The organism is Aquabacter albus (assembly GCF_040049275.1).
Lineage (GTDB): Bacteria > Pseudomonadota > Alphaproteobacteria > Rhizobiales > Xanthobacteraceae > Aquabacter.
This window is the reverse complement of sequence record NZ_JBDZDT010000007.1, coordinates 429,529-456,118: the sequence shown is the minus strand read 5'-3', so window position 1 is coordinate 456,118 and position 26,590 is coordinate 429,529. Positions and strand designations below refer to the sequence as shown.

Genomic DNA, 26,590 nt, shown 5'->3' with positions numbered 1-26,590 from the left:
GTGGTGTCTATCCCTTCGAAAAATAATCGCTGGTTTCCTTCAGGCCCTCCGGCGACCCGATTTCGTAGAACCGCTCATGGACCTCATAGGCAGCCAATTGACCGGCGAGCGAAAGCTGATGGTAGATGTCGGCCAGATCAAAGGCCTTGTCGCTGGGCACGGCTTTCAGAACCTCGGCCCTGATCAGGCCTAGTCCATAGTCGATGAATGTGAAATCCGGGCGTACAGCGACCTTGTTATATTCGATCAGCCGCCCGTCGCGCATCAGCACATTGCTTCGGTCCCACCGGCTTACATTTTCCAACACCGTCATCAGAGCTGGCTGCCCGGAGACTGCGAAAGCCTGCGCGATCGGCCCGAAGGCGATCGGAAGGAAGGAATCACCGTAGAGGATGAAAAAGGACTCGCCAAGCAGAGGAAGCGCCTTGCGCAAGGCGCCGCCGGTGCCAAGCAATCTGGGGCCGTCGAAACTATAGGAAACCTTGAGGCCGAAACGTGAGCCGTCGCCCACTTCGTCCTGGATCATTTCACCGAGATAGCCGACGCATAACACGATCGAGCCAACATTCTGGCGTGCCAGATAGTCGATCTGGCGCGCAATGAAGGTTTTGCCAGCGACATCGAGCAGAGCCTTGGGAATCTTCTCCGTGGCTGGGCGCATACGTGTGGCAAGGCCACCCGCCAATATGGCAACGGGTGGGATCATGACGTTAGCACGACCTTGCTGCCTTCGAAATCGAAGCGGAACCGCACTTCGTCTAGCCCCGCCTTAGTCATCACGTGCCGCAGCCTATTGCGGTCGCTGGCGTAAAACATCAGGAAGCCGCCGCCGCCCGCGCCGACTAGTTTGCCGCCGACCGCGCCATTCTTCATGGCGAGTTCATACCATTCATCGATCCGGGGATTGCTCATACCGCCCGAACGGCGCTTCTTGTGCTCCCAATGCTCATGCATGAGTTCGCCGAAGCCGATAAGATCGCCCGCTTCCAGAGCCGTCTTGCTACGCAGGCCGAGATCCTTCACATAGTGAAGGTTCTTCAACATATCGTCGTCGCTCGTCTTGGTCCTCTGGTTCTGATCTTTAAGGATATTGCTGGCGCTGCGCGAAAATCCAGTGAAGAACAGCAGTAAATTGTCTTCGAGGTCGAACATGGTGTCGACTGAGATGTTGAGCGGCGTCGCTACGACCGTATCGTCCTTCCTGAAGTCAAAACAGGTGATCCCTCCGAAGGCGGCGGCATATTGGTCCTGTTTGCCAATCGGCTCGCCGAGCCGGTCGATCTCTACATGGCAAGCGAGTTCTGCGAGTTCGCTCTGATGGATATGGCGCCGATTAAATGTGTACAGGCCTTTGAGCAGCGCCGTGGTGAAACTACCGGAACTACCGAGGCCCGTGCCCGACGGAATATCGGCCAAAGTGGTTATTTCGATCTGCGGTCGCTCGAAATCCATCAGATTGAGCGTTTCCCGTAGGATGGGATGCTCTACCTCATTGATGGTCTCGACATGCTCGAGCTTGGAGTACTTAAGGTAAACACCGGTCGTGAACGGTCGCATGATCGTGACGTAGACATATTTGTCTATCGCCGCCGCAATGAGAAAGCCCCCGTGGTCTCGATAATAGGAAGGGAGATCGGTTCCACCACCGCCGAGAGTGATTCGCAGAGGGCTACGTGCGATAATCATAACCTGAAACCTCGTAAATCTTTTCGACGATCTCTAGCGCCGCCTTGGCGTCCTCCAGCCCGCAATCACAGGGCAAATCGGACTGGATCTGCTGGAGGAACGCTTGCATCTCGACGGACCAGGAATTGTCGCTCATGGGATATTCCCAGGCGAAGGTCTCCGGAGGGCCCATTTCAGGCAGCATTTTGTACCATGTGGTGCGCTCTACACCGTAGCTGCCTCCGAGGCCGTTCAGCTCAATCTTGCCCTCGCGCCCATAGATCTCCATTGAAAACAGGTTTTTCCATTCGCTGCAGGATACATGCAAGAAAGCCGTCTGCTCGTGCGCCGTGCGCAGAGTCAGGAAGGCGTTGTCGTCGACCGGCATGTTCCAGAAATAGGTGTGGGCGAAACCTTCCACTTTCGTGAAATCGCCCATCAACCAGCGCGACAGGTCGATCAGGTGCGGACCCTGATCGATGAGTTCGCCGCCCCCGGACAACTTCGGATCGGCGCGCCATTCCTTTTCATAGCCAACGCGCCCACCATGGCCGTAACGCCCACGGATGAACATGAGCTCGCCCAACGCCTTGCTTGTGATGAGTTCATGCGCCTTCTGCAGCGAGCGATGGTAGCGGTGATTGAAGCCGACATGCACCTTGACGCCGGCGCGATCGCGCGCCTCGATCACCGCGTCCAGTTCACGCGAGCGACGCGCCGCTGGCTTCTCCACAAGCACATGCTTACCGGATTTAACTGCCGCTAACGTGATCTCTGCAAGTGAATTGTGCGGTGTTGCGACGACAACCACATCGACGTCGCTGCGTTCGATCACGGCGCGCCAGTCCGTAGTGGCCGCTGCCCCGGTCGAGGCGGCCAGTGCCTCGGCGCGGGCCGCCTCCAAGTCGGCGCAAGCCACGACCCGATTGTCACCTCCGATCGCCTTGGCCCGCTTCTGGCCGATGAGACCGCAGCCGATAATCGCTATATTCGTCACTTGTCACCCCATGTGAGGCTGCGGTCACGCCCGACGATGCGCCGCAACGTATAGGCGTCTGTGGCTTTCAGTGCATCCAGGTTATCGGGCCAATCCTCCCACCTGTCCCAAATCGCGCTGATCAAGCGGCCGGTGATGCCATCGCTCGCCGGCGAAGCGAGGAACAGCGCGAGTTTGACCCCTGCATCGAGCGGAGCACCGCCATTTTCCTTCTGCGAAAGCGCCCGAGCATATTGAGCTGCCCCGACCCGCTCCGGACCCGCAGCGAGCACATCATCGAGCAGGCGCGTGTTGAGTGCTCCCGGCGCTATCGAATTCACGTCGATCCCGAAGTTACGGACTTCCTCCGCGAGCGATTCGGCAAACCGAACGACTGCAACCTTCGATACCGCATAGGCAGTGAAATTCGGCATCGGGTTGGTTGCTCCGCCACCTGACAATTGGATGATCTTGCCCCGGCGGCGTTCCTTGAGGTAGGGCAACAGTGCTCGACACATGATGATTGAGCCGAGCATGTTGATCTCGATGGCACGGACCCATTCGGCCCAGTCGAGGGTCTCGATGGGACCTATCGGTCCGTAGGTCCCAGCGTTGTTGACCAGGATTTCGATCGGTCCGATCTCCCGCATGGCGATATCGACAAAGTCATGGACTGCGTCTACGCTGGATACATCCACCGTCATGACTGTCATCTTTTGCCCTGACTGCAACGTTGGGGCAATCTCGGCTGCAACAGCCTGAAGTAGCGCTTCATTTCTAGCGCAAAGTGCAATATTGGCGCCCGCTTGTGCGAATCCGATTGCGATCGCCTTGCCCAAACCTTGGTTGGCGCCAGTAATGATCGCGCTCTTGCCTTGAAGCTGGGCCACCCTAAATCTCCCGCATAGGCGTGCCGACCGCGACATAGTCGATATCCGGCGCGTTGGCCAATTGGCGCGCAAAGCGACTTGCGTCGACGACAAAGATGCCTGGGCTGACGCTCGTCAGGTCGGCTGCGTCGACCTCCCGGTAGAGCGGCCATTCTGTTGCAACGACGAGCGCAACTGCGCCAGTTGCGGCATCAAGCGGCGTTTCCCAACGCCGGGCCAGACCCTCGAACTCCCCGGGGAGGCTGTCGACTGCTGGATCATGCAGTCTCAGCACAGCCCCCCGCGCCAGCAGCCACCTACATAACTCTATGGCCGATGAACGGCGCAGCGTGTTGGTACCCGGTTTGTATGTCAGACCCCAAATTGCGATTGTCTGGCCCGATAAGTCAGAAAACTTTGAAAGCAGTCTGCGGCAGGCCCAGTTCTTGTGTTCATCGTTGCTTAACTTTACTGCCGACAGGAGGGGCGAGACAAGCGAATGTGCAGCTGCTGTTTTGTTCAGGAACTGAATATCGCGCGCCAACGTGCCGCCGGCGATCGGGCCACCTGGAGAGAGGTAGGCCTTAGGTCCGATGCGCTGTTCCGTCTTCAGGCCACGCTCGACATCCTTTGCGTCTGCCCCTACTCGCTCGCAGATTGCAGCGATCTCGTTGACGAACGTCACTGATACCGCCAAAAAAGCGTTGATGGCATGTTTCGTCATTTCCGCCGATTCGACCGACATCCATTCTATGCGTTCCGTTATCCGGCCGAACATTTCGCTTAGCCGGTCGCGATCGGCCTCGTGACGTACGCCTACGACGATGCGGTCGGGATTCAGAAAGACATCAATTGCCTTACCGAGTCGCAGGTTTTCAGGAGAATAGGCGAAGCTTAGCTGACGATCCGGCAGGATTGCCTTGGCAAATGCCTCCAGACGCCGAACGGAACCGACCGGCATTTGCGACGAAATGAGGATTGTTGCCCCCTCTCTCAACTCCGGCAGGACACGCTCAATCATGTCTAGTACGAAGTCGACGTCCGCATCGTCGTTGTCATCAACCGGCGTATCGTAGGTTACCCAGAGCACATCAGCATCCGCTGCATCGCTTACACTGGTCGAGAACCGCAGCCGCGCAGCCGCAAGTCCGTCCCGCAGCAAGTCGTCGAGGCCGGGCTCGAACAATGGCGCTTTGCCAGCATTGAGTGCAGCAACCGTCTCCTCCGCGAAGTCGATCCCGAACACGTCATGCCCTACAGACGCCGCACAGGCAGCCGTAACCGCACCGAGATGCCATAGACCGAGAACAGCTATCTTCATCTAGTCGCGAGCTCCGAACACCCATTCGTTGGCCTGCAGGAATTCGACGGTCTTCAGTACACCCTCCTTGATCGTCAGTTTCGGCGTCCAGCCGAGCGCGCGAATGCGCGCGGTGTCGAGGAAGATGAAGGGATTATCGCCGATCCAGCCACGATCGCCCCCTGAATAAGCCAGTCGAGGACTGACTTTCAGCGCCTCGCAGATCCAGCCAATGGAATCATTGACCTCACAATAGGAGTCGACGCCAAGGTTATAGACGTTGAACTTCTCGGGCGCCTTTTCCATGGCCAACAAGATGGCGTCGATGCAATCCTGCACGTAAAGGTAGGACTTGCGCTGCTTGCCATTGCCGAGCACCGGAAGTTCGTTGGGGTTGGCGCGCAGGCTCCGGTAGAAGTCGAACACATGGCCGTGGGTGTAGCGCTCGCCAAGAATAGAGACGAAACGGAACACACAGGCGCGGAAGCCGAACCCCTCGCAATAGGCCGAGATCAGCCCTTCGCCCGCGCATTTGGAAGCGCCATAGAGCGACGTCTGAATTGGGAAAGGCGCGTCCTCCGGCGTGGGAATGACCTTGGCCTCCCCATAGACAGAGCCCGTGGAGGAAAAGCCGATCTGGTTGATGCCGTTGGCGCGCATCGCCTCGAGCACGTTGTAGGTCGCGATAGTGTTCTGCTCGAGATCCCGGCGCGGATGCAGCGTGCCAAAGCGGACATCGGCATTGGCTGCCAGATGCAACACGAATTCGCCACCCTTAATCGCCCTCTGAAGTGCGTCGATATCGAGTAAGTCGAGTTCTACGAGCCTAAATCTCTCGGACTTCAAAGAACTTTCAAGGAAACGGCGTTGCCCGGTCGAAAAATCGTCGATCCCGATCACGTTATGCCCGACCGCCAGCAGGCGATCCACAAGATTGCTGCCGATAAACCCTGCACAACCCGTGACTACATAAGTAGACATCCAGACCTCTATATGCGAGACGTAGAAGTAAATGCTAGCTTTTCTTAAAAGAGCCTTCGGAGCGAGCCAGAGCGCGTATACCGAGTTTAAGGGCAACGGACAAGAGCTGCGCCCAAACTTTGTAAAACTCTCAACGTGTTCATGTCATGGGGCATTGTTTCAGCCACTGAGGCCCGGCCTGATCGGCCGCCTGCTCGATCAAACGAGAAAAGCTGCGTTAGCTCGCATCAAATCGAGCCCAAAACTCCAGTTTGACAGGCGCCCGCCGCCTGCCGGGAGCATCATGATCTGTGTCTGGTCCATCCGCTGGCGAGGCCGTTCGCTTCAGTTTGCCTTAGCCATCTCTGGTTGCCCCACGAGAAAGCTTTTGGCTGCGAGCCCGACTTCGTAAGGTAGGCCGCTAACCATCAAATCGAGCGCATTCCACGCCGCCTGATCCGCGCAGACGATCCGTGTAACCCCCAGGGCAGCGATTGTCTGGTTAAAAGCGAGAATATCGCGCGGCAGCTTGAATTCACCGATGTTCGGAAGACTGCCCCCTGGCAGCGGGCTGACAAAGTGCGCTGATTTCCTGCTCGCGTCGAGTTGCAAGGCAATGCCGTCTGCGGGTGAATTCGGTGTCATACGCGCCGGGATTTGCGTGGCGCCGGCCAATAGCCGCTTTAAGCGCCCGATGTCGATCTGACGGCGCAGCGGACGAACGGGATCCCGCATGGCAAAGTTGCGGTCACACTGAGCAAGGTCGGGATGCAACCGGGAGAAACTCGCCAACATGTTGTCAACCAATTTCTTCTTTCGGTCACCGAACGACTTACCCTCAAAGTGATCGACATAAGCGTCGCCTGCGATCCGGTGTAGCCAACCGACCTTCCGGGCGCGATAGCAGAAATCGCTTTCTTCGCCGTAGCCAATGGGGAAGTGTTTCTCGTCGAATAAACCAACCTCGTCCAGCGCCGCACGTCGGATATACATGCAGAAGCCCACGGTCGTGTGAACATCGGCCACTTGGCCGCGATTGGCCTCAGCGCAGATCGCGGCGAGTTCCGCTCCGTCCACTTCCAATGCGTCGTCGAACTTCATCGCCAGCCCCGGATAGCAGCCGATATGGCTGCCAAACTGGCTGGTGAGGGGATTGACTGTCGCGATTCGCGGTGCGCTGTAAGCACAAGTCGTCATACGATCAAGCCAATCGCCATGGACCATCGTGTCGCTGTTAAGCAGCAGCACATCGCGATCCCTGTGCAGGGCCATGCCGCGATTAACAGTCCGAGTGAAGCCCATGTTTTGCGGGTTGCGCAGCAACGTGATTTCACCGGTTGCAGCGCGCGTTCTGAGGAGCTCAAGCGTTTCCGGCTCGCTCGACCCATCATCGATGACGATAATTTCGGCCGCAGTCGCGCTACGCGCAAACTTGATTGAGTCCAGCAATGTCTCGACAAAGGGCGCCTGATTGAAAACCGGCACAATGATGTCGACTGGCAAACCCGACTGGCGTTGCGCTTCGTGTTCCATGGCCCCTCGCACACGAATCGGAGCGTGAACTCCCGCTGAAACCGAAATCTCCGTTAGGGTATCCCGGGCGGCGGGCTGAGGCCGTCGGGCGTCCCGCGCGCTTCGTGCGAACGGTTCACCCACCAGGTCGGCCGTAGAGCGCCCCGCGGAGAAATTTCGCGATCTTGATCTGCTTGCGATAGCGCCTGCGCTTGGACTTGAACGGCCACGAGAATAGCTGTTTGATCCGGATGTTTCGCGTCAGCAGCCGGAGCGCCTTAACGATCACGACGAGCTGTTCCCTGCGCTCGCCGAGTTCTGGATTGAAGGGAACAGGCAGTTGCGATTCGATTTGACGGATAGTCCTGTCGCAGCCGAGAACGGCTTCATCAAGACGGCGGATTGTCTCGTCCCGATGCGCCAGATACTCCGCGAACTCGCCGATCTTGCGGTCTTTCTCCTCGAACGCCTCCTGTACACGGCGCGCTTCGTCGGTCTTGAGCCTGGAATCGATCGAGACCTCACCAAGGACCTCGAAATACTTCTGCGCGGCGGCGAAGTAAGCGGGATTGTCAATCATCCACCGGAAGATCGCGGAGATGGCATTCTCTTGCCGACCGACATAGAGCACGCCAAGTCCGTGCGAATGCATGAAGGACAGGCCCAGATAACGCTTCTCTAATTCCCGCCAGAACTGCCAAACGCCGAAATTGCGTTCATGAACATTGATATCGTGGAAAATGATGATGCCAGTATCGGACATCTTACTCAGCCACGTGTCAAAATCGTCCTTGACGGCTTCGTAAGTGTGATAGCCGTCGATATGGAGCAAATCGATAGATTCATCTTCAAAACAGTCCCGCGCATGCGAGAACATACCCTGAATGAAATGCGCGTCTGGATAATCACGCACCAAGTTCCTCTTAAACTCGTCAAAAACGCTGGAGTCGTGGAAGGATGCATGGGGGTCGCCGACCCAGGAGTCGACTGCGATACAATCGGTCCCCGTCTGAAGATGCTTGGCGACCTGGCATCCCGCGAAGAAACTCATGCCATTGTGAACGCCGAGCTCGACGAAGCGCCTCGGGCGGGCGATGGCGAACAGCGCGAACAGGATCGGGATCAGCCGCGACCACGCGGAAAAGGCCGCGAAATTGACCGGCAGCAGCGTGGTCGCGAGCGTATTCGACAACAACTGCGGGATGGAATTGGATCCGAGTTGCGGGACGATCCCGTTGTTAACGGGCGGCAGCGACTTGAAGGGTTCGTAACGCGGCTGCATGCGGCCGGAAATCGGCTGAGCGACGATGCGCAATTCGTCGCCCTCGACGGCAACCCCTACCGGGGCATTCCTGACAAAGCCGGGATTCCGCCACTTGACTTGCGCGTCCGCGGCCAGTGTCACGCCACTGGTACGAGCTTCCTGGCCGCAAACAGCCGACTTGATCCGCAGATAAGCGGGGAGAATTTTCGTCGGCCAGGCTAGTGCCACCGGATCGACGGCTTCGATGCTGGCATTGCTCTGTCCGTAGTCGGCAGCGATCGCGTTGAGATAACCCGCCGAGGCATCCAAGTTCTCGATCAGACTGAGGATGCTGACGACGTGGCTGCCTTCGCCGACACCCGTGTTGTGCTTGGTGCGCAGGAAGCGCAGGCCATTCGTCATCTTATACTTCAACCGCTCGCGTGACCGCAGCGGCACGTGCAACAGAGGCATGCCGAGGATCGCCGCCGCCGGTTGCGCATCACGGTATGGACTAATGGTGTGATTGCCTTCGGCGATGACAGCGTCGGGATTGTTGTGGAAGTAAAGGCTGGACACCGCGATCTTGCAGAAAGTAGACACACGGCCGTTCCAGCGGAAATCCTGGCCTAGATCGAAAGACTGGAAATCCGAGTATGACGACGGAACGAGGTTAATCCACGGCATCGAGAGAATTTCACCGCCAAAGCCGCTTAGATAGGCGTCGAGCTCCTGCCGACTCTCGACCGGAAGAAACTCATCTGCATCAAGGAAGAACATCCAGTCCACGCCTGCCCGCAATGCGTTTCGGGCCAACGCGTTCATCATCGCAGCCTGGTACTTCTCCTTGACTGCGCAATTGAGCACAGTGATGTTTTTGTGCTCTTCTTTGGCCTTCGCCAGTATCTCCTGCGTACCGTCCGTACTAGACACATCAACGAAGGTGAAATGATCGAAAAGATGCGCGGCTTGGCGAACAAAAACCTCCATGACGTCAGCGTCGTTGCGCACCATGGAAAAACCGTGGATGGTCAACTGTGACACGTGCGTGGAATTGGCCTGCAGCTCGTCAAGAATATTCAAATCATCCTCCCCACCGAACGCACGACCAACCAACCACAATAACAGCGCTTGGGTCCGCAGAGCTTTTACGGCTACGATGGCTGACGACTAGTTGAGAGCCTCCTTGAAGTCAATGACAACACAACACGGATTGACCCAAATCATGTCCCGTGGGGAGCGCGGCTGAGCCTGAGGGCGGCGGTCGTCGACTGGCGCCTCTCCCGGACGGGTATAGGCGAGCTTCGTGCTCGACGCCCTCACGCAGGCTCTGTACAGACGACGGCGCGATTCGCGGAACCGGTCTCGCGCACCATTGGAACCGCAGATCCCAATACGCCAGCATATGCTACACTGAGCTACGCTCGACGCGGGCGTCGAGCCCCCGATCAGCGGCGGGGGCGGCAGCGACAACAACGGCCTCCACAAGGCTAAAGTCATTCATCGGCGTGGGCCTTAGCGATCCTTCGAAGCTGTCAAGCTCGCTACACTGCCTCGGGGTAGATCGGCATGATAACCGCTAGCTGCTGACGCCAACCGCCAACATCCCGCCAGCCAAAGCCAAGGCGCGCTCCACGCCGTGCTCGACGAGCAGAAATGAGTAGCGTGGCTTAAACTAAGCAGTCTCCAACGAACGTGGGGCTGTTCAGATCACCAGTCACTTGACCCGATCATTCTTCAGACCGCTGAACTCGTCGCACCACCGATAATAGGTCAACGCCGTCATCCGATCGTCCGGATCGCCTTGGCAACCGGCCAGCCTTGCGGCACCAGATCGTCAACTTAGCCTGCGGCGCCTCCCGACGATCTCTTCTTGTGCCTCTTCTGCGCAGAGGATTGCACCGACTATATGATAAAGGCTGCTCGTCCTCGCTGGCTCAACAACCGGGACGCAGTCAATATCGACGTACTCCCACCAACACCCCCTCACTGGATGTTCAATAAAGAGTGCGAGCGCACTCAAAGCACCGTATTTAATTCCCCTGAGTTTGACTTCTAAAGACTCTGATGATTGCACACGCAGACTAATTGCCTTCATACGTTCGGTTTGAGACCATAAACGCTTTCGCGAATCTCGCACCGTTAAATCTGAGGAGAGCACATTAAGAGCCATACCGTGCTGCACACCTCTAGCTTCCGCGAGACTGGTAAGACGATTCGCGGTGACAAGCGCACCGCGATCACTCCTGCCAAGGCCCCATCGCATCAGCAGCCACGCCCACTCAAACTGATGCCCCGGCTCCACCACACTGCCCTCATAATCCGTTAGCCGCTGCCAATCGCCGTCGAAATATTCGTGCACCGCACCCGTCTCGGGATTGATGAAGTGCGTGAGGCACAGGTCCACCATCTCGTCCGCCAGGGCGCTCCAGACGCCGTCCGGCTCAAGCTCCTCCCAGGCCAGCGCCGCTTCAAGCAGATGCATGTGAGGATTAGCTTTCAGCGGCAGCGTGCGCGGGCGCGCCTCCTCGAAACCGCCGAGGGGATGCGCGAAGCCGGCCCGCATGTCCTGAAGCAGAAGGCGCGCCCGCGCCGCCATCTCGTCCGGCCGTTCGCCGATCTTCGCGGCAGCCGCAAGGCCAAACAGCACGAAGGCATGGTCATAGAGGTCGAATTCCGACCGCACCACGCGGCCAGCCCGGTCCACGCTCGGAATCACCAACCCCGTCGGGCCGAGATGATGCTTGAATAGGGCATTGATGCCATGCCGGACGATGTCGCGCGCGGGGCCCTTCCAACCGAGCCGTTCCGCGGTGGCGAAGCTGTAGATCTGGCGGGCCACCACGCGGGCCCGCCGGGGCTCATCGATGGGCACGCCTTCGGGGGAAAGCTTCTCGAAAAAGCCGCCCGCCTCGAAATCCACGCCCACCGTAGACCAGAGCGGCAGTGCATCCTCGAACAGCCAGCGCAACAGCTCCGCGCGCGCCGCCTCGAACTCATCTTCAACGCTCATGACGCACCTCCACAGCGCGGAGCAGGGGGGCGAGGAAGCCGTCGAGATCACCGCCCTCAAAACGATACCCCGCGATCCCGGCCGCCTCCGCCGCCTCCATGTCGCTCTGCTTGTCGCCCACCATGAAGCTCGCCGTCTTGTCCACGGGCCAATGGCACATCAAATCAAACAACATTCCGGGACCGGGCTTACGCCAGTCGGAGACGCGCCGATAGGCTTCCACCGTTCCTTCCGGGTGATAGGGACAGAAGCGCTCGTCGTCGATATGGGCGCCAGCTTCAGCAAGGCCCCGCTCCATGTGAGCCTTCACCGTGCGATAGTCCGCCTCGGTGTAGAGCCCCCGGGCGATGCCTGACTGGTTGGTGACCACGAAGGCGTAATAGCCCGCCTCGTTGATGCGCCGCACTGCCGCGCGCGCGCCGTCGATCCACTCGAACTGCTCGACCTTCCCGATATAACCGCGGTCGATGTTGAGGACACCGTCCCGGTCCAGAAAAACGGCGGGTCGCCTCACTTGCATGGCCCTCGCTCCGTGCCGCCCCTTGGCACCGTCGGGAGCGGTGCTACAGCAAAACGGGCCGAGGGCGAACCCCAATATGCCGCGGCCTTTACCGGCCTGCGGCCGCATGTCAGGCTTTCACGAAATATCCGTGGGAGATGAAGCTCATGACCATAAGTCCCCCGTCGGGCCGGCAAATCGCCGCCGCGCGTGCACTACTGGGCCTGTCGCCGGGCCAAGTGGCTGCGGCGGCAAGGGTTGCGGTAGAAGACGTGGCCAAGGCGGAGGCGGGCGTGGACGGTGCCGCGACCACGGCGCTGCGGGCGGCGCTGGAGGCGGCGGGGATCGAGTTCATCGACGGCGGAGCTCCCGGCGTCCGCCTTCGCCCGACCGCGCAGGGTCTGCGCGCAGATCAGCTCAACGCCTCGAACGACGACTGAGGGCGGGGCCGAAACCGCCTTGTCCCCGCGACGCCTTGGGCTATCCTGACGGAGAAAAACCGCCCGCTTCGCAGCGAGGCGGCGGCGAGCGAAGAGGCGGCGCTGAACCCCTCCCGGAGGATACGAATGCTGAAGCACCCGCTGGAAGGGCAGTTCATCGAAGGGCTCGGCGTCATCGAGACCAGTGAAAGCGACAACATCCTGCGCTGGGATGGCACCATGGTTTATGTGGAGCACGATATCTACCACAACGGGCAGCTCGTGCATTCCAAGTACAAGAAGCGCGTCACCAAGGAAGTGGCGAAGGCGCTCTTGTCCAGCATCAGCGCCACCAGCAGCTGAGCGTCCTGGCCTTCAAGTCTTTATCTGAAGCTGCTTGATGGCGTCGAGATGCTGCTTCAGCATGGGCAGCGTCTTGGCGGCGAATGCCTTCAGTGTGGTCTGGTCGCCATCCTTCTCGAAAGCGGCGAAGATGCCCACGGCGGCGTCATGCTCCCGGGTCTGGACCTGCACATAGAGTGTGTCGAAATCCGCGCCGGTGGCCGCGTTTAGCCGCTCGATCGTGGTTTCGTGCTTGGCGTCCAGGGTACCGGGGATCGTGATCTGCCCATCCGCGCTTTCGGTCGCCGCCTTGAGGTCCTTCATGATGATCTCATGATCGTGGATCATGCGCTCGGCGAAGGCGCGCACTTGCGGATTCTGGCTTTTCTTCAGAGCGAGCGTGCTCGCTTCCATCTCGAACAGGCCGGACAAGCCCGCCGCCTCGACGAATTTCGGGCCCGATAGGGTGCCGGCGAGCTGGGCGTTGGCAGGGCTCGGCCACAGCGCGAAGGGGGCGACCGGCGCAAAGAGCGGCAACGGGAAAACCAGCGTCGCAAGCACAGCGGCGCGCGGGAGAATGCGTGGCATCTCGGCCTCCTTCTGTCCCCGTGCTGAAACCGCCAAGATGGCGCGCGGGTTCCGGGAGGTGGCCGGATACGCAGTCCCGGCTTAGGCGCCGACCAGGGTCAAGGCGAAGCCATCGTAGCCCTTGCAGCCCACGGTCTGGACCGCGGTGCTGGTGAGGCGCGGATCGGCCGCCGCCAGCTCGAAGGCGCGCCGCACGCCCTGGACGCGGGCATCATCGCTCACCGCATCCGCCACCGCCCCATCGCGGATGACATTGTCCCATACGATGAGCGTGCCGGGCCGCGAGAGGCGCAGCGACCAAGCGAGATAGTCCGGATTGCTAGGCTTGTCGGCGTCGATGAAGATCATGTCGAACGGGCCGATCCCGCCGGCCTCCACTCCGGGCAAGGTGTCGCGCGCCAGCCCCACGCGCACCTCGATGCGGCCGTCGAGCCCGGCGCGGACGAAGTTTGCCCGTGCCACCTCGGCATAAGCAGGGTCCGCCTCCAGGGTGACGAGCCGGCCGCCCTCCCCTAGCGCCCGCGCCATCCAGATGGTGCTGTAGCCGCCGAGCGTGCCAATCTCCAGGATGCGCTTGGCCCCAACCATGCGCGCGAACAGCGCCAGCATCTGCCCCTGGGCGGGGGAAACGTTGATGGCCGGCAGACCAGCATCGGCGCTCGCGGCGAGCACCTGATCGAGAATGGGATCGCGGCCGAGCAGGGTGTCGGCGATGTAATCGTCCACGCGGGTCCATTGATCGATGCCCATGGCCGAACGCCGCTCCCTTCCGTGCTGACTATTCCTCGTCGCTCTCCCGCGCCGCGCGGATGGAGAGGACCGCATAGGCGACCACCAGGGCCACCTCGAACAAGGAGAGCACCAGCAGGCGGGACATGCCCTCCGGCGCCCAGAAGCCGAGTGCCACCTGGCTGAGGGTGGCCAGCAGCCAGAGCACCACGCCCCACCCTGCCCCGAGCCAGAGGCCGACGCCGGCGATGGGATTGATGATGGCGGCCCAGATGATCCCCACCTGGACCACGGTGGGCAGATCCTCGAACCCGCCGAACTGCCCCTCCCCCACGCCGCAGATAATGGCCCAGTGATAGACCGCCTCCAGCAGCAGGAAGAGCGCCACCGCGCGCAGGAACAGCACCAGCCGGCGACGCCACGGCGTCAGCCGCTCCATGTGCGCCTTGGCGCTGGCGTCGATGGGATCGTAGTGGCTCATGCCGGCGCCTGGACCATCTCCGCCCCCAGCGGCAGTTCATGGGGGATGGGCGCGAAATGCGCGGCGATCATGGCGGGGTCCACGTCCTGAAGCCGTGCGGGCTCCCAGCGGGGCGTATTGTCCTTGTCCACGAGGATGGCGCGCACGCCTTCGTAGAAATCGTGCCCCCGTGCCACGCGGTTCACCACCCGGAATTCCAGGGCAAGACAGCCGGCAAGGTCGAGAGAAGGCCCCCGCCGCATCTGCTCCATGGTGATGGCGAGGCTGGTGGGGCAGGCCGCGCGCATGGCGTCGGCGGCCTTTCGCGCGAAAGCGCCTGCCTCGTCCTCAGCCGCTGCCAGCACATCGAGCCGCGCCAGGATGGCACCAAGATCCGCGCGCCCGAAGGCGTCGGCGATGAGGTCGCCATGGGCGTCCAGCGGCGCGGGTTCCGGCGCGGCGGCGTGCGCGGAAAGGGTGGATGCCACGTCACCGCCCTGGCAGAGCGCGTCTTCCAGCTCCGCAAAGCGCGCGGAAGGCACCACATGGGTCGCAAGGCCCACCGCCTTCGCGTCGGCCGCCTTGATGCGCGCTCCGGTCAAGGCGAGATAGACGCCCCGCGCCGCCTTCAGACGCGGCAGCACATACGTGCCGCCCACATCCGGGAACAGGCCGATATTCACTTCCGGCATGGCGAAGAGGTAGCGGTCACCCGCCACGCGGTAGGCGCCGTGGGCGGAAAGTCCGAAGCCGCCGCCCATGCAGATGCCGTCGATGAGGGAGACGTAAGGCTTGGGATAGATGCCGATATAATGATTGAGGAGATATTCCTCGCGCCAGAAGGCCAGCGCCTCGTCATAGCGGCCAGCCCGGCCGAGATCGTAGATGTGTCGGATGTCGCCGCCCGCGCAGAAGGCACGCTCGGCGGCCGCTTTCAGCACCACACGGGTGATGGCGGGGTCCGCCGCCCATTCCAGCATCTGGGGGTGGATGAGCCGCACCATATGGTGCGTCAGGGCATTGAGCGCCTTCGGCCGGTTGAGGGTGATGACCCCCGCTTCGCCCCGGCGCTCGAACAGGACCTCGGGCTCGTTGGTCACTGGGGCTCCTCGGGCTGACGTGATGCGGACCGGGCGAGGGTTAGACGCGCGGCCCCCGACCGTCAACGGGCGCCGGGCCATCCAGCGCCGCCGCGTCATGGGTCCATTGGCCCGGATGGAAGCGCCCTGCCGGAAGGTGCACCACCCGCAAATCAGGTGTCGTCGCGCGATTGCCGAGCCAACCGGCGGCACTGGCTGGCGCCCAATCCGAGCAAAACCCCGACACCAACGCCTGTTGCTTTAATGGCAACGTCAGACAGAGCGGCATGCCGGCTCGCGACCACCACCTGCAGGATTTCGAAACATCCAGCCGCGATCAGAAGACCTGGCAGGATGAAATGGAGGCGGCGCGGATAAGCGAGGGTGAAGAGCAGGCCCGCCGCGGCGAAGGCGGAAAGCCGCTCCAGGTCCGGAGAAACGCCGGAGATCGGGCGAAGGGCAATGGGCCCATCTGTTGCCAGGAAGATCGCCGCAATCAGGCACCAAGCGAGAAGTCGCAGAATTGAAGGCCTCATCTCGCCATGAGGAGGTCTGTCTCGTTCGAATGGCAATTCCACCTTTCAGTGGATGTGAGGTGGTACGTCGGCATGCGGGCGCCAGCGGGGTGACGCGCATCGGCCCTTTCAGCGTGGCGGGGTTATCGGCGCCCACTCATCTCGGCGACGGCGCCGCGCAGGGCCTCCATGCGCTCATTGGTCTCCCGAAGGGTCATGCGCACGCCGTTCTGGGCATGTGTGAGCTGGTCCAGCCGAATGCGGATCTGGTCAAGCTTCTCGTGGATACTCAGTTTATTCCACTCCCCGCCGTCCAAGCTTCCAGTCATGGCTCGCCGCTCGATATTTAGCCTACTAAGGTAGTGAACGTACCTTCAGCGAACGCGGTTCCCAAGCTTCGCAGGAAGGGCATTGGAAATCCTGTCTTTCCAGCAGAAGCCGGCTCCCATCCTTTGCTTCTATGCCATCGCCTAGCGAGGCTGCCGCATCCTGTCGGGGCCGACGGCCTCGTCCCATTCGGAATCGAAATCGTCATAGCGGATGGGGCACAGGCCCCGCGCCATCGGGCCGCGCACATGGGCGGGATACCAGTCTCCCTCCCACAGCACGCTGACAGCAACCCCAAGCGTGCAGGCCGGTGCGGAGGCCGACGCCGTGTCGCCCACCCAGCGCGCCATCGGCGCCTGGGCCTTGATCCAATCCTGTTGATCCGAAACGCGGGCGAACCAAGCCTGGTTGCCATAGCCGGTCGCATCCCCGCCGCTGCCGCTGCTGTTGATGCCGGCGATCGCCCAGATGCCTCCGATTTCCACCCAGGCCGAGCCGCCGCTGTCGCCTGAGCCCAGGAGGCCGGCCAGACGCGACACGGGCTTGCGCGGTCCCTTGTAGGGTCCGGCCACGCTGCCGTCCTCCTTGGGCAGGAAGATGCCGAGATAGCCGCCGGCGTCGCCGGACTTCGGCATAGGGTGGCGCAGCGGCACCACCTCCTCGATCAGCCCTTGAGCGGCCGCCTTGTCCGATCCCTCGTAGAAGCGCTCGTGCTGGCCGACCGAGCCGATGCCGCGCTCGCCATAGCCCATGAATGTCAGGACCTTGCCGGCCTCCAGCCGGCCGGCATAGAGCGCGGGCGCCGGACCGATGCCGGTGACCGGCCGGGTGAGCTGAACGATCGCGAAGTCGTATCCGGTCCGTGCCTCCAGATCGCTGTTCCAGCCGGGCGGCGTCGTGATCGAGGCCGCGCGGTAGATGGTGCCGTCGTCGGCCCGGTAGATGTAGCCTCTCACGTCCTTTGGGCTCCCGGTGAAGACGTGGGCGGCGGTCAGCACGTAGCCATGGTCGGCATCGTTGCCGATCCAGGTCGCTGAGCCCACGCCCCAGACGGCCTTGCCGCGGCTCTCCGACATGGCCATCAGCGCCCGGAACTGCGGCTTGTGCGCCAGCCGGATATGCGCGCTGAAGCCAGCGGCCTCGTGCCCCGCTCCACCGCCCTCGGCCTTCCAGGTGCTGTCCAGCACCACCACCGCTCCGGCCTGCCCGGAAAGCAGCCCCAGCAGCAGAACGACAACTGCTCCACGTCGCATGGCAGTCCCAAGGATGTTGCGTCGCTGGGCAGTCTAGCGGCCCTATGCTACCGCGAATATGGCGCTGCTTAGATTCAGGTGATTTGTGCGCCCGATGAGACGCTGGCCGGCAGATGACGTGCACTTCGCTTTTTAGCGATGCGGCGTGGCCCGGTCTCAAAATTGAGGTACAAACGTACTACATCGTCAGCCAATCGGTGGCGGGGCTCGGGATTATGCGGCACCTTACGGCCGGATGCTTGATCGGAGTGATGTTGGCCTCAGCTCTCACCGAGCAATCATTCGGCCAAACAAAGAATGACGGCGCTGAGGCTGTCAGCCCGCCGAACTCGACAGCTGCCCTCGCCATCTCTCAGGCAGAAATGGAAGCGTTTGGTCAAAAAGTATCGAAATGCTGGCGTGGCCCAATAACTAAAAGCAAAGAAATCTATGTTTACATTCTTGTAAAATTAAACCGTGACGGCACGCTATCAGACCAGCCAATAGTAACTTCCGGAGCGAAGGACCCAACAAAAGAAACCCTGTTCCAAAGTCTTGTTGCGAGCGCAATCATGGCGCTGAAAAATTGTCAGCCCTACACAATGTTCAATCCCGACAATTATGAATCCTGGAAGGAATTGGAGCCCAGGTTCGTTCCTTACTACGAACCGCAAACCCGTCAATGAGGAGCGGGTGCCCGTCTAGAAGTTGACTGCCCAACAAGTTCTGGACGGACTGGGGTGCCATTGAGCGCGTGTACCGCGCTGGGCAGCTCAGCATCCTCGCGATTGCCCTCGCGCCCACCATCTGCGACACCGCCCACCCCCGGGACCGCTCGCGCCGATACTCTCAAGGCGTTATAAGTTGCGGTAATCCCTGCGTTTCAAAATCGCGAGCCGTACCATGCCCGTCAGCCACGCCCGTTTCCGCTCGAACCTCGAGACCGAAACCGTGCCGACGGAACACAGCCTCGGCCTCACCACCCGCATGCGGCGCAACCGCAAGAGCGACTGGTCGCGGCGGCTGGTGCGGGAGAACACGCTGACCGTCGATGACCTGATCTGGCCGATCTTCGTCATGGAAGGCGAGGCGCGGCGCGAAGCCATCCCTTCCATGCCCGGTGTCGAGCGGCTGACCGTGGACGAGGCGGTGAAGGCGGCGGCGGAAGCTGCGCGGCTCGGCATACCGGCGCTGGCGCTGTTTCCCTATACCGAGCCTGGCCTGCGCGATCCCGAGGGCAGCGAGGCGCTGAACCATGCGAACCTCGTCTGCCGCACCCTGCGCGCAGTGAAGAAGGAAGTGCCCGAACTCGGCCTCATCACCGACGTGGCGCTCGACCCCTATACCAGCCACGGCCATGACGGACTGCTGGAAGACGGCCGCATCCTCAATGACGAGACCGTGGCCGTCCTGGTGCGGCAGGCCATCGTCCAGGCCGAAGCGGGCGCGGATGTGATCGCCCCCTCCGACATGATGGACGGCCGGGTGGGCGCCATCCGCGAGGGGCTGGATGCCGCCGGCTTCGAGGACGTGCAGATCATGTCCTATGCTGCGAAATACGCCTCCGCCTTCTACGGCCCGTTCCGCGACGCCATCGGCACGGCGAAGACGCTGTCCGGCGACAAGCGCACCTACCAGATGGACCCCGCCAACGGCCTGGAAGCGCTGCGGGAAGCCGCCCTCGACGTGGAGGAAGGCGCGGACATGCTCATGGTGAAGCCCGGCTTGCCCTATCTCGACATCGTGTTCCGGGTGAAGGAGGCGTTCGGCCTTCCCACTTACGCCTACCAGGTGTCCGGCGAGTACGCGATGCTCGAAGGCGCGGCCCGCAACGGCTGGGTGGACGGCGAGCGGATCATGCTGGAGAGCCTCATGGCCTTCAAGCGCGCCGGGGCCGACGGCATCCTCACATACTTCGCCCCGCGCGTGGCCGAATTGCTCAAGGCCCGCAGGTGAACAAGGCGGAGCGCCCCCTCCCCGTCACCCTCGCCGATATCGAAGCCGCCCGCCCCATCGTCGAAGCGGCGGTGCTGCGCACGCCCACGCTCAAGGCGCCGCGCCTCTCCGCGCTCACCGGCGCCGAAGTGTGGGTGAAGTTCGAGAATTTCCAGCTCACCGCCTCCTTCAAGGAGCGCGGCGCGGTGGCAAAGCTCGCGCGCCTCTCGGCTGAAGAGGCCCGGCGCGGCGTCATCGCCATGTCGGCGGGCAACCACGCGCAGGCGGTGGCCTATCACGGCACGCGGCTCGGCATCTCCACCACCATCGTCATGCCGGAGACGACGCCCCAGGTGAAGGTGCTGGCCACCGAGGCGTTCGGCGCCCGGGTCGTGCTCCACGGCGACACCGTCGCGGATGCGGAGCTGGAGGCGCGGCGCATCGCCGAGGAGGAGAAGCGGGTCTTCGTCCATCCCTATGACGATGTGGACGTGATCGCGGGCCAGGGCAGCATCGGCCTGGAAATGATCGAGGACGGCACGGATTTCGATTCCATCGTTGTTCCCGTGGGCGGCGGCGGGCTCATCTCCGGCATCGCCGTGGCGGTGAAGGGCCGCGCGCCCCGCACCGAGGTGGTGGGCGTCGAGGCGGCGCTCTACCCGGCCATGCGCAGCATGCTGGACGGCACGGAGCGCCCGTCGGGCGGGCCGACCCTGGCCGAAGGCATCGCCGTGCGGAACGTGGGGCGCATCACGGCCGAGATTATCGCCCGGCTGGTGCCGCAGATCGTGCTGGTGGAGGAGAGCGCCCTGGAACGGGCGGTGAACGCCTTCCTCACGCTCCAGAAGACCGTGGCGGAAGGCGCGGGCGCGGCGGGGCTCGCCGCGCTGCTCACCGAGCCGGAGCGCTTCCGCGGCAAGAAGGTGGGCCTCGTCCTGTGCGGCGGCAATATCGACCCGCGGGTGCTCGCCGGCATTATGGTGCGCGAGCTGGAGCGCGACCACCGCATCGTCTCCTTCCGCCTGACCATCCTCGACCGGCCCGGCATGCTGGGGCGCATCTCGACCCTTCTCGGCAAGCTCGGCGCCAACATTCTGGAGGTGCACCACCGCCGCACCTTCCTCGACGTTCCCGCCAAGGGCACCCGGCTCGATCTCACCGTCGAGACCCGCGACCAGGCCCATGCCCAGGCCATCGAGGCGGCCCTTGAGGCGGAAGGGCTCCCGGTGCAGCGGCTGGGGGCCGGCGGGGCGGAGTGGTAGGCCCTTTTCTGCCTTGCGCGCGCCGCACTCGCACACCACTTTACGTGCGAGGAGATGACTTCAGATGAGCTACTCGTCGCCGGAGAACGGCCGCATCGGGCAGTCCACGCAGGACCGGCCCCATGCCTATGATCCGGTAACCCAGCCGGAATATTTCGAGGGCGTGCTGTCGCGCCGGCTCGTGGCTTTCTGCATCGATGCGGTGATCATCATCGCGCCCATCGTGCTGCTGGCGCTGTTCATCTTCGTGTTCGGCATCGTCACGCTGAGCCTCGGCTGGATGCTGTTCCCGGTTCTCGGCCCGGCCTTCGTGATCTGGGCCATCTGGTACAATGCGGTCACCCTCGGCTCGCCGGCGTCGGCGACGCTGGGCATGCGCGCCATGGATCTTGAGATGCGCACCTGGTACGGCGCACCGTGCTATTCGTTGCTCGGCGCCGTGCATGCGGTGGCGTTCTGGGTCTCCATGAGCGTCTTCACACCCTTCGTGCTGCTGGTCGCCCTGTTCAACGGCCGGCGCCGGCTGCTGCACGATTTCCTCGTGGGAACGGTGCTCGTCAACAACGAGGCGCGCGTCGCCTCCCTGCGGCGTTCCGCTTTTTAAGCGAGGGCGCCACGGAAACCTTTGACCGACTCGTCAGCGGGAGCGATGCTGGAGGGACGCCCCCAGTGAGAGGCGCCGGGGTTCAAGTGCCGTGACCGAGCATCCGCGCGACACGCCGCAATTCTATCTGACGGCCCCCTCGCCGTGCCCGTATCTGCCCGGCCGCGAGGAGCGGAAGGTGTTCACTCATTTGGTGGGCGAGCGGGCGACCTCCCTCAACGACGTCCTGACCCAGGGCGGCTTCCGCCGCAGCCAGTCCATCGCCTACCGCCCGGCCTGCGAGGGCTGCCGCGCCTGCGTTTCCGTGCGCATCTGCGCGGCGGATTTCGAGGAGACCCGCGGCTTCCGCCGGGTCCTGTCGGAGAATGCCGACCTCGTGGGCACCATGCGCCAGCCGGCACCGACGTCCGAGCAATATGGACTGTTCCGCTCCTACGTCACCGCCCGCCACGGCTCGGGCGGCATGGCGGACATGAGCGTGCTCGACTATGCCATGATGGTGGAGGACACCCACGTCGAGACCCGCCTCGTGGAATACCGCAAGCGTGGGCCGGACACGCGCATCAACGGCAAGGGCACCGGCGACCTGTTCGCCGTCGCCCTCACGGACGTGCTCGCGGACGGCCTGTCCATGGTCTATTCCTTCTACAATCCCAACATCCCCCAGCGCTCGCTCGGCACCTTCCTGATCCTCGACCACATCGCCCGCGCTAAGCAGATGGGCCTCCCTTACGTCTATCTCGGCTATTGGGTGCAAGGGTCGCGGAAGATGGATTATAAGCGGCGCTTCCTGCCCCAGGAGCGGCTCTCGCCCCACGGCTGGGAACGGATCGATGCACCCGGCCAGGAAAAGCCGGTTTCGGAGAAACCGGCGGCCGAATGACCCAAGCGTTCAATATCTTTCTCGCGGTGTTCGCAGCGCTGTTCCCCGTGGTGAACCCGCTCGGCGGCGCGCCGATCTTCTACCAGATGACGCGGTATGTCCCTGCGGAGACGCAGGCCCGCATGGCGCGCAGGGTGGCCCTTTACGGGTTCGTCCTGCTGGTGGTCTCGATGGCGCTCGGCTCGCACATCCTGAGCTTCTTCGGCATCAGCCTGCCAGTGCTCCGGGTCGCCGGCGGGCTGGTGGTGACGTTCGTGGGCTGGCAGCTCCTCCATCAGGGAAACCCCACGCCCGAGCGCGATGCCTCGCACACTGTCGATGCCGCCCAGGTGGAAGATCAAACCTTCTACCCAATCACCATGCCTCTCACCACGGGTCCCGGTTCGATCGCGACGGCCGTCGCCCTGGGGGCGCAGGCCGATCTCCACGGCGGCACACCTGCGGAGATGGCGTTGGTCATTATCGCCGCCCTGTGCGGCCTTATCGCCGTGGCGGCAAGCATCTATGTAGCCTATCGCTATGCCGGGGACATGGAGCGGGTGCTCGGTCCGCACGGCACCAACATCCTGGTGCGCCTGTTCGCCTTCATCCTGCTCTGCATCGGCATGCAGATCATGTGGACGGGGCTGAGCGCACTTCTTGGAAGCGTGGTGCATCCGGCGTAACGGGCTCGTCCCAATGGGGCGGTAGATCGAACGTTGCGGCAAGGCCGCGATGACCGGCAGGCGTGATGCGGAGCGCCCGGCTGTCCGGGGTCCGCACCAGCCATCCCAGTTCCAATAGCCGCGTCAGCAGGGCCGCGCCGAGACGGCCTGCCAGATGCGGGCGCCGCTCGCTCCAGTCGAGGCACGTGCGGCACAAAGGGCGCCTCCCCGGCGCATCATCGAGGCTAATGCCGAAATCCGCCAGGAAACGCCGCCCGTCCTCGGTCACGAGACCCGCGCCGTCCGCCAGCACGATGTAGCCCTGTTCGCACAAGCGATCCGCCAGCGCCAAAGCGAGGCGGCCGGCCAGATGGTCGTAACAGGTGCGGGCAATGCGCAGCGCTGCGTCGCGCGGGCCCACGGGATGGTGCCGCGCCGGCCCCGCAGCCGCCACCGCCATGAGAGCCTGCAGGGCCTCGGCCACCTCGAACGTCGCGAGATGGTAGTATCGGTGGCGCCCCTGCCTCTCCAACGCGATGAGACGAGCGTCCAGTAACTTCGCAAGGTGCCCGCTGGTGGTCTGTGCGGTGACGCCGGCATGATATGCCAGCTCGCCCGCTGTCAGCGCCTGCCCGCCCATGAGCGCGGACAGGATATTGGCCCGCGCGGGATCGCCCATGAGCGCCGCGACCTCAGCAATGGTGTTTCCCGAGACCGTATTCGCCATGGGGCCAGGATAGCGGCCTCGCGCCCCGAAGTTCGCGCCCATGCTTCGGCACCGGCCGAAACATCGCGGCGGTGCCTTTGCTATGAGGAGGCCTCCACCCACCGACCATCAGGACCAAACATGACAGAGCGTCCCGCCAGCCTCGCGCCAGAGCTGGCTCTGCTTCTCGCGCTCTCGATCCTCTGGGGGGCGTCCTACACCTTCATCCGCGTGGGGGTCGAGACCATCCCGCCGGTCACGCTGATCGCCGCACGGACGATCATCGCCGGCTCCCTTCTCCTTGCCCTGCTCCATTGGCGCGGGCTGCGGCTGCCACGGGACCGGGCCATGTGGGGGCGCTTCCTGTTCCAGGCCGGCCTCAACAGCGTCGTCCCCTTCACCCTCATCGCCTGGGCGGAGCAGACGATATCAGCGGGGCTCGCCACCATCCTCAATTCCACAACGCCCCTTTTCGCCTTCCTCATCACCGCTCTCGTCACCCGCCACGAGCCCGTGAGCGGGCGCAAGCTTCTGGGCGTCGCCGTGGGGCTGGCGGGCACGTGCCTCATCGTCGGGGTGCAGGCGCTCGGGGGGCTCGGGCACTCCGTGTGGGCGCAGCTCGCCATTGTCGCTGCCAGCGTTTGCTATGCGGGGGCGGCGATCTTCGGAAAGAATTTCAGGGGGCTGGACCCGATCCTGCCCGCCGCCGGCTCGCTCCTCTGCGGCGCGGCGATCCTCGTGCCGTTGAGCCTCCTCCTCGACCGGCCGTGGACGCTCCGGCCATCGCAGGATTCGATCCTTGCCCTGATGGCGTTGTCGGTGTTCTCGACCGCCTTGGCGTTCGTCATCTATTTCCGGCTGGTGCGGACGCTCGGCTCCATCGGCACCACGGCCCAGGCCTACCTGCGCGTGCCCATCGGCGTCGCCATCGGAGCGCTCGTGCTCGGGGAAGCCTTGCCCTGGACGGCATGGATCGGCCTTGCCTGCGTCATGGCCGGCGTGGCGGCGATGACGGAGCGGCCCTGACGCCACTACCGTACCGGGTCCTCGCCTGCGAGCCCCCGCCGCTGGTCCTCCAGGGCATCCGCATAGGTATGGAGGGCGTCCGCCTCGTCCAGCAGCCCTATCACCTTGCCGGAAGCCGTATCCACCACCGCGAGCACCGGCGTTCCGGCCCCCTCGAACAGATGGATCGCATCCTGCACGTTCATGTCCGCCGCCAGCACCCTGTCGCGGCACAGGGCGAGCGCCTCGGCCGGTGTGTCGTTGCTGGCGCCGTAGGTGGTGATGAGGCGGATCAGGCCGGCATAGCGCCCTGCCCCGTCTTCCAGCGCCACCACGCGGTTGGCCACATTGGTGAATTTGGCGTGCAGGTCGCCGATGGGGCCGTCGGCAGGGAAGACCGGCGGGTCCCGGCGCATCACCCGCCCCACGGTCAGCTCCCGCAGGATGCCCACGTCATGGGCTCCGCGGATGCTCTCGCCCCGCAGATGCATGCGCCAGGTGGAGAAGGAATAGCCGAAGCACAGGCGCACGGTGAGCGAGCAGACGATGGCGGCCGTGAGCACCACCCCTGCAATGGCGAGGTTGCTGGTGGCCTCCAGCACGAGGAAGGTCATGGTGACGGGGCCGCCGACGATCCCCACCGCCAGGGCCGCCATGCCCACCACCGAGGAGATCACCGGGTCCACGTTCAGCGACGGCGCCACCAGTAGCGCCACGCCCGCGAACAGCTTGCCGAGCATGGCCCCCATGAACAGGGCCGCTGAGAACAGGCCGCCGCGAAACCCCGAGCCGAGCGAGCAGGCGGCGGCGAGGATCTTCAGCACCAGGATGCCCGCCACCGCCAGGGTCACCCCGGCGCCCACTTGGATGTGCAGCGCCGCCTCGCCGCTGGAGAGCACCTGCGGCGAGATCACCGCCAGCGCGCCGACGCCCAGCCCGCCCACCATGGGCCGCAGCGGCTGCGGGATGCCGCTCTTGGAAAAACCCTGCTCCACCAGCGTCATGAGCCGCATGATGCCGATGGCGACCATGGCCCCCACCAGCCCCAGCAGGATGAAGAGCAGATAGTCCGCCGGCAGAATGTCCGGTACCTCGGGGATGATGATGGGCGTGCCCACCACCCCGAGCTCGCGCGCCGAGAGATAGCCCAGCAGCGCCGCCGCCATGATCGGCGCGACGGTCGGGATGGCATAGACGCCGATGATCAGCTCGAAGGCATAGAAAGCGCCCGCCAGCGGCGCATGGAACGCCGCCGCGATGCCCCCCGCTGCGCCGCAGCCCACCAGGATGCGCAGATCGCTGCGCTTGAGGTTGAGCTTCTGCCCGATGGTGGAGGCGATGCCCGAGCCCCATTGGGTATAGCCCGCCTCCATGCCCACCGAGGCGCCGAAGCTATTGCCCAGCACCGTCTGGCTGGAGAGGATGACGCTGTCCCGGAGCGACATCTTCCCGCCTTCCAGGGCATTCGCCTCGATGGGGTCCACCACCTGCCCCGGCCGCAGGCGCTTCACTACGAGCGCGTAGAGGCCGAGCAGAAGGCCGCCGGCGGCGGGCATGAAGTACATGTAGGGCGAGGTGAGCGACGGCACGATGCTCAGCAAACCGCCCGGCCCGGTGTTGAACAGAAGCTCGTGCATCTCATGGGCGGCGATGCTCATGAGGGTGGCGCCGGCGCCCGCAAGCGTCCCCACCACGCAGGCGAGGAGGACCATGGTCACTTCCCGCTGGAGCGAAAACCGGCCCAGCAGGCGGGCAATGGCGGCACGGCCGGTTTCGCGCGGAGCGACCTTGAAGACCTGCTCCTGCGCCTCCCCGCTCATGCC

28 protein-coding genes are annotated in these 26,590 nt (G+C 63.1%); 9 read left to right on the top strand and 19 right to left on the bottom strand.

The window, feature by feature from the left end:
• Positions 1-7: 7 nt before the first annotated feature.
• From ABLE91_RS20200 to ABLE91_RS20155, 10 genes are all read right to left on the bottom strand, one after another.
• Positions 8-706, bottom strand: a complete 699-nt coding sequence (locus ABLE91_RS20200) for a nucleotidyltransferase family protein (RefSeq protein ID WP_348933722.1) — start codon at positions 704-706, stop codon at positions 8-10.
• A complete protein-coding gene (locus ABLE91_RS20195) occupies positions 703-1,686 on the bottom strand; it encodes a GHMP family kinase ATP-binding protein (protein WP_348933720.1) in 984 nt (327 codons plus the stop codon). Before ABLE91_RS20195 ends, ABLE91_RS20200 begins: the two co-directional genes overlap by 4 nt.
• The gene (locus ABLE91_RS20190) at positions 1,670-2,662 is read right to left on the bottom strand and encodes a Gfo/Idh/MocA family protein (protein ID WP_348933718.1); all 993 of its coding nucleotides are present in this window, start codon (positions 2,660-2,662) and stop codon (positions 1,670-1,672) included. The genes ABLE91_RS20195 and ABLE91_RS20190 overlap by 17 nt, the downstream gene beginning before the upstream one ends.
• The gene (locus ABLE91_RS20185) at positions 2,659-3,531 is read right to left on the bottom strand and encodes an SDR family NAD(P)-dependent oxidoreductase (protein ID WP_348933716.1); all 873 of its coding nucleotides are present in this window, start codon (positions 3,529-3,531) and stop codon (positions 2,659-2,661) included. The genes ABLE91_RS20190 and ABLE91_RS20185 overlap by 4 nt, the downstream gene beginning before the upstream one ends.
• Before the next feature lies 1 nt (position 3,532).
• Positions 3,533-4,831, bottom strand: coding sequence for a UDP-glucose dehydrogenase family protein (locus ABLE91_RS20180; protein WP_348933715.1), 1,299 nt, complete (start codon positions 4,829-4,831; stop codon positions 3,533-3,535).
• Positions 4,832-5,791, bottom strand: a complete 960-nt coding sequence (locus ABLE91_RS20175) for an NAD-dependent epimerase/dehydratase family protein (RefSeq protein WP_348933713.1) — start codon at positions 5,789-5,791, stop codon at positions 4,832-4,834. It lies immediately after the preceding gene.
• 324 nt (positions 5,792-6,115) lie between these two features.
• The gene (locus ABLE91_RS20170) at positions 6,116-7,303 is read right to left on the bottom strand and encodes a glycosyltransferase family 2 protein (protein WP_348933712.1); all 1,188 of its coding nucleotides are present in this window, start codon (positions 7,301-7,303) and stop codon (positions 6,116-6,118) included.
• Positions 7,304-7,418: 115 nt separating this feature from the next.
• Positions 7,419-9,608 (bottom strand): class I SAM-dependent methyltransferase, encoded by a 2,190-nt coding sequence (locus ABLE91_RS20165; protein ID WP_348933710.1) that lies wholly within the window; start codon positions 9,606-9,608, stop codon positions 7,419-7,421.
• 754 nt (positions 9,609-10,362) lie between these two features.
• Entirely contained in the window at positions 10,363-11,538 is a 1,176-nt protein-coding gene (locus ABLE91_RS20160; protein ID WP_348933709.1) for an AGE family epimerase/isomerase, read from the bottom strand.
• Positions 11,528-12,058: a D-glycero-alpha-D-manno-heptose-1,7-bisphosphate 7-phosphatase gene (locus ABLE91_RS20155; RefSeq protein ID WP_348933708.1), complete on the bottom strand. Its 531-nt coding sequence runs from the start codon at positions 12,056-12,058 to the stop codon at positions 11,528-11,530. The genes ABLE91_RS20160 and ABLE91_RS20155 overlap by 11 nt, the downstream gene beginning before the upstream one ends.
• A 146-nt stretch (positions 12,059-12,204) precedes the next feature.
• On the opposite strand from ABLE91_RS20155, the gene ABLE91_RS20150 reads away from it, so the two are divergent.
• Together ABLE91_RS20150 and ABLE91_RS20145 are read left to right on the top strand one after the other, a co-directional pair.
• Complete coding sequence (locus ABLE91_RS20150) at positions 12,205-12,477, top strand: transcriptional regulator (RefSeq protein ID WP_348933706.1); 273 nt, start codon at positions 12,205-12,207, stop codon at positions 12,475-12,477.
• A gap of 126 nt (positions 12,478-12,603) precedes the next feature.
• Complete coding sequence (locus ABLE91_RS20145) at positions 12,604-12,819, top strand: hypothetical protein (protein WP_348933705.1); 216 nt, start codon at positions 12,604-12,606, stop codon at positions 12,817-12,819.
• Between the two features lie 12 nt (positions 12,820-12,831).
• Here the strand turns inward: ABLE91_RS20145 and ABLE91_RS20140 are convergent, their stop codons facing one another.
• From ABLE91_RS20140 to ABLE91_RS20110, 7 genes are all read right to left on the bottom strand, one after another.
• Complete coding sequence (locus ABLE91_RS20140) at positions 12,832-13,386, bottom strand: DUF4142 domain-containing protein (RefSeq protein ID WP_348933703.1); 555 nt, start codon at positions 13,384-13,386, stop codon at positions 12,832-12,834.
• Between the two features lie 81 nt (positions 13,387-13,467).
• Entirely contained in the window at positions 13,468-14,136 is a 669-nt protein-coding gene (locus ABLE91_RS20135) for an O-methyltransferase (protein WP_348933702.1), read from the bottom strand.
• Positions 14,137-14,164: 28 nt separating this feature from the next.
• Positions 14,165-14,596, bottom strand: a complete 432-nt coding sequence (locus ABLE91_RS20130; protein WP_348933701.1) for a DUF6163 family protein — start codon at positions 14,594-14,596, stop codon at positions 14,165-14,167.
• Positions 14,593-15,675, bottom strand: a complete 1,083-nt coding sequence (locus ABLE91_RS20125) for an enoyl-CoA hydratase/isomerase family protein (RefSeq protein ID WP_348933699.1) — start codon at positions 15,673-15,675, stop codon at positions 14,593-14,595. Before ABLE91_RS20125 ends, ABLE91_RS20130 begins: the two co-directional genes overlap by 4 nt.
• Before the next feature lie 152 nt (positions 15,676-15,827).
• Positions 15,828-16,190 (bottom strand): hypothetical protein, encoded by a 363-nt coding sequence (locus tag ABLE91_RS20120; protein ID WP_348933697.1) that lies wholly within the window; start codon positions 16,188-16,190, stop codon positions 15,828-15,830.
• A gap of 122 nt (positions 16,191-16,312) precedes the next feature.
• Complete coding sequence (locus ABLE91_RS20115; RefSeq protein ID WP_348933696.1) at positions 16,313-16,498, bottom strand: hypothetical protein; 186 nt, start codon at positions 16,496-16,498, stop codon at positions 16,313-16,315.
• Between the two features lie 141 nt (positions 16,499-16,639).
• Complete coding sequence (locus ABLE91_RS20110; RefSeq protein WP_348933694.1) at positions 16,640-17,749, bottom strand: trypsin-like serine protease; 1,110 nt, start codon at positions 17,747-17,749, stop codon at positions 16,640-16,642.
• A 113-nt stretch (positions 17,750-17,862) separates the two neighbouring features.
• On the opposite strand from ABLE91_RS20110, the gene tolA reads away from it, so the two are divergent.
• The 6 genes from tolA (at position 17,863) to ABLE91_RS20080 (ending at position 23,077) form a co-directional block, all read left to right on the top strand.
• Positions 17,863-18,414, top strand: a complete 552-nt coding sequence (gene tolA, locus ABLE91_RS20105; RefSeq protein WP_348933693.1) for a cell envelope integrity protein TolA — start codon at positions 17,863-17,865, stop codon at positions 18,412-18,414.
• A 217-nt stretch (positions 18,415-18,631) separates the two neighbouring features.
• Positions 18,632-19,684 carry a porphobilinogen synthase gene (gene hemB, locus ABLE91_RS20100; RefSeq protein WP_348933691.1) on the top strand — a complete coding sequence of 351 codons (1,053 nt, stop codon included), beginning with the start codon at positions 18,632-18,634 and terminating at the stop codon, positions 19,682-19,684.
• Positions 19,681-20,925 carry a threonine ammonia-lyase gene (locus tag ABLE91_RS20095; protein ID WP_348933689.1) on the top strand — a complete coding sequence of 415 codons (1,245 nt, stop codon included), beginning with the start codon at positions 19,681-19,683 and terminating at the stop codon, positions 20,923-20,925. Before hemB ends, ABLE91_RS20095 begins: the two co-directional genes overlap by 4 nt.
• 64 nt (positions 20,926-20,989) lie before the next feature.
• On the top strand, positions 20,990-21,529 hold the full coding sequence (locus tag ABLE91_RS20090) for an RDD family protein (protein ID WP_348933688.1): 540 nt from the start codon (positions 20,990-20,992) through the stop codon (positions 21,527-21,529).
• Positions 21,530-21,620: 91 nt separating this feature from the next.
• Positions 21,621-22,412, top strand: coding sequence for an arginyltransferase (locus tag ABLE91_RS20085; RefSeq protein WP_348933686.1), 792 nt, complete (start codon positions 21,621-21,623; stop codon positions 22,410-22,412).
• The gene (locus ABLE91_RS20080) at positions 22,409-23,077 is read left to right on the top strand and encodes a MarC family protein (RefSeq protein ID WP_348933684.1); all 669 of its coding nucleotides are present in this window, start codon (positions 22,409-22,411) and stop codon (positions 23,075-23,077) included. Before ABLE91_RS20085 ends, ABLE91_RS20080 begins: the two co-directional genes overlap by 4 nt.
• Here ABLE91_RS20080 and ABLE91_RS20075 read toward each other — a convergent pair.
• A complete protein-coding gene (locus ABLE91_RS20075; RefSeq protein WP_348933683.1) occupies positions 23,025-23,783 on the bottom strand; it encodes an ArsR/SmtB family transcription factor in 759 nt (252 codons plus the stop codon). The two genes, ABLE91_RS20080 and ABLE91_RS20075, sit on opposite strands and share 53 nt — an antisense overlap.
• 120 nt (positions 23,784-23,903) lie before the next feature.
• On the opposite strand from ABLE91_RS20075, the gene ABLE91_RS20070 reads away from it, so the two are divergent.
• On the top strand, positions 23,904-24,788 hold the full coding sequence (locus tag ABLE91_RS20070; protein WP_348933682.1) for a DMT family transporter: 885 nt from the start codon (positions 23,904-23,906) through the stop codon (positions 24,786-24,788).
• A gap of 5 nt (positions 24,789-24,793) precedes the next feature.
• Here ABLE91_RS20070 and ABLE91_RS20065 read toward each other — a convergent pair whose 3' ends face one another.
• Positions 24,794-26,587 carry a chloride channel protein gene (locus tag ABLE91_RS20065; protein ID WP_348933680.1) on the bottom strand — a complete coding sequence of 598 codons (1,794 nt, stop codon included), beginning with the start codon at positions 26,585-26,587 and terminating at the stop codon, positions 24,794-24,796.
• Positions 26,588-26,590: the final 3 nt, after the last annotated feature.

Coding starts and splice junctions, on each gene's coding strand:
- ABLE91_RS20200 (WP_348933722.1), bottom strand. CDS start 706: ATGATCCCACCCGTTGCCATATTGGCGGGTGGCCTTGCCACACGTATG.
- ABLE91_RS20195 (WP_348933720.1), bottom strand. CDS start 1,686: ATGATTATCGCACGTAGCCCTCTGCGAATCACTCTCGGCGGTGGTGGA.
- ABLE91_RS20180 (WP_348933715.1), bottom strand. CDS start 4,831: ATGAAGATAGCTGTTCTCGGTCTATGGCATCTCGGTGCGGTTACGGCT.
- ABLE91_RS20175 (WP_348933713.1), bottom strand. CDS start 5,791: ATGTCTACTTATGTAGTCACGGGTTGTGCAGGGTTTATCGGCAGCAAT.
- ABLE91_RS20170 (WP_348933712.1), bottom strand. CDS start 7,303: ATGGAACACGAAGCGCAACGCCAGTCGGGTTTGCCAGTCGACATCATT.
- ABLE91_RS20160 (WP_348933709.1), bottom strand. CDS start 11,538: ATGAGCGTTGAAGATGAGTTCGAGGCGGCGCGCGCGGAGCTGTTGCGC.
- ABLE91_RS20155 (WP_348933708.1), bottom strand. CDS start 12,058: ATGCAAGTGAGGCGACCCGCCGTTTTTCTGGACCGGGACGGTGTCCTC.
- ABLE91_RS20150 (WP_348933706.1), top strand. CDS start 12,205: ATGACCATAAGTCCCCCGTCGGGCCGGCAAATCGCCGCCGCGCGTGCA.
- ABLE91_RS20145 (WP_348933705.1), top strand. CDS start 12,604: ATGCTGAAGCACCCGCTGGAAGGGCAGTTCATCGAAGGGCTCGGCGTC.
- ABLE91_RS20140 (WP_348933703.1), bottom strand. CDS start 13,386: ATGCCACGCATTCTCCCGCGCGCCGCTGTGCTTGCGACGCTGGTTTTC.
- ABLE91_RS20135 (WP_348933702.1), bottom strand. CDS start 14,136: ATGGGCATCGATCAATGGACCCGCGTGGACGATTACATCGCCGACACC.
- ABLE91_RS20130 (WP_348933701.1), bottom strand. CDS start 14,596: ATGAGCCACTACGATCCCATCGACGCCAGCGCCAAGGCGCACATGGAG.
- ABLE91_RS20120 (WP_348933697.1), bottom strand. CDS start 16,190: ATGAGGCCTTCAATTCTGCGACTTCTCGCTTGGTGCCTGATTGCGGCG.
- ABLE91_RS20115 (WP_348933696.1), bottom strand. CDS start 16,498: ATGACTGGAAGCTTGGACGGCGGGGAGTGGAATAAACTGAGTATCCAC.
- ABLE91_RS20110 (WP_348933694.1), bottom strand. CDS start 17,749: ATGCGACGTGGAGCAGTTGTCGTTCTGCTGCTGGGGCTGCTTTCCGGG.
- tolA (WP_348933693.1), top strand. CDS start 17,863: ATGACGTGCACTTCGCTTTTTAGCGATGCGGCGTGGCCCGGTCTCAAA.
- hemB (WP_348933691.1), top strand. CDS start 18,632: ATGCCCGTCAGCCACGCCCGTTTCCGCTCGAACCTCGAGACCGAAACC.
- ABLE91_RS20090 (WP_348933688.1), top strand. CDS start 20,990: ATGAGCTACTCGTCGCCGGAGAACGGCCGCATCGGGCAGTCCACGCAG.
- ABLE91_RS20080 (WP_348933684.1), top strand. CDS start 22,409: ATGACCCAAGCGTTCAATATCTTTCTCGCGGTGTTCGCAGCGCTGTTC.
- ABLE91_RS20075 (WP_348933683.1), bottom strand. CDS start 23,783: ATGGCGAATACGGTCTCGGGAAACACCATTGCTGAGGTCGCGGCGCTC.
- ABLE91_RS20070 (WP_348933682.1), top strand. CDS start 23,904: ATGACAGAGCGTCCCGCCAGCCTCGCGCCAGAGCTGGCTCTGCTTCTC.
- ABLE91_RS20065 (WP_348933680.1), bottom strand. CDS start 26,587: ATGAGCGGGGAGGCGCAGGAGCAGGTCTTCAAGGTCGCTCCGCGCGAA.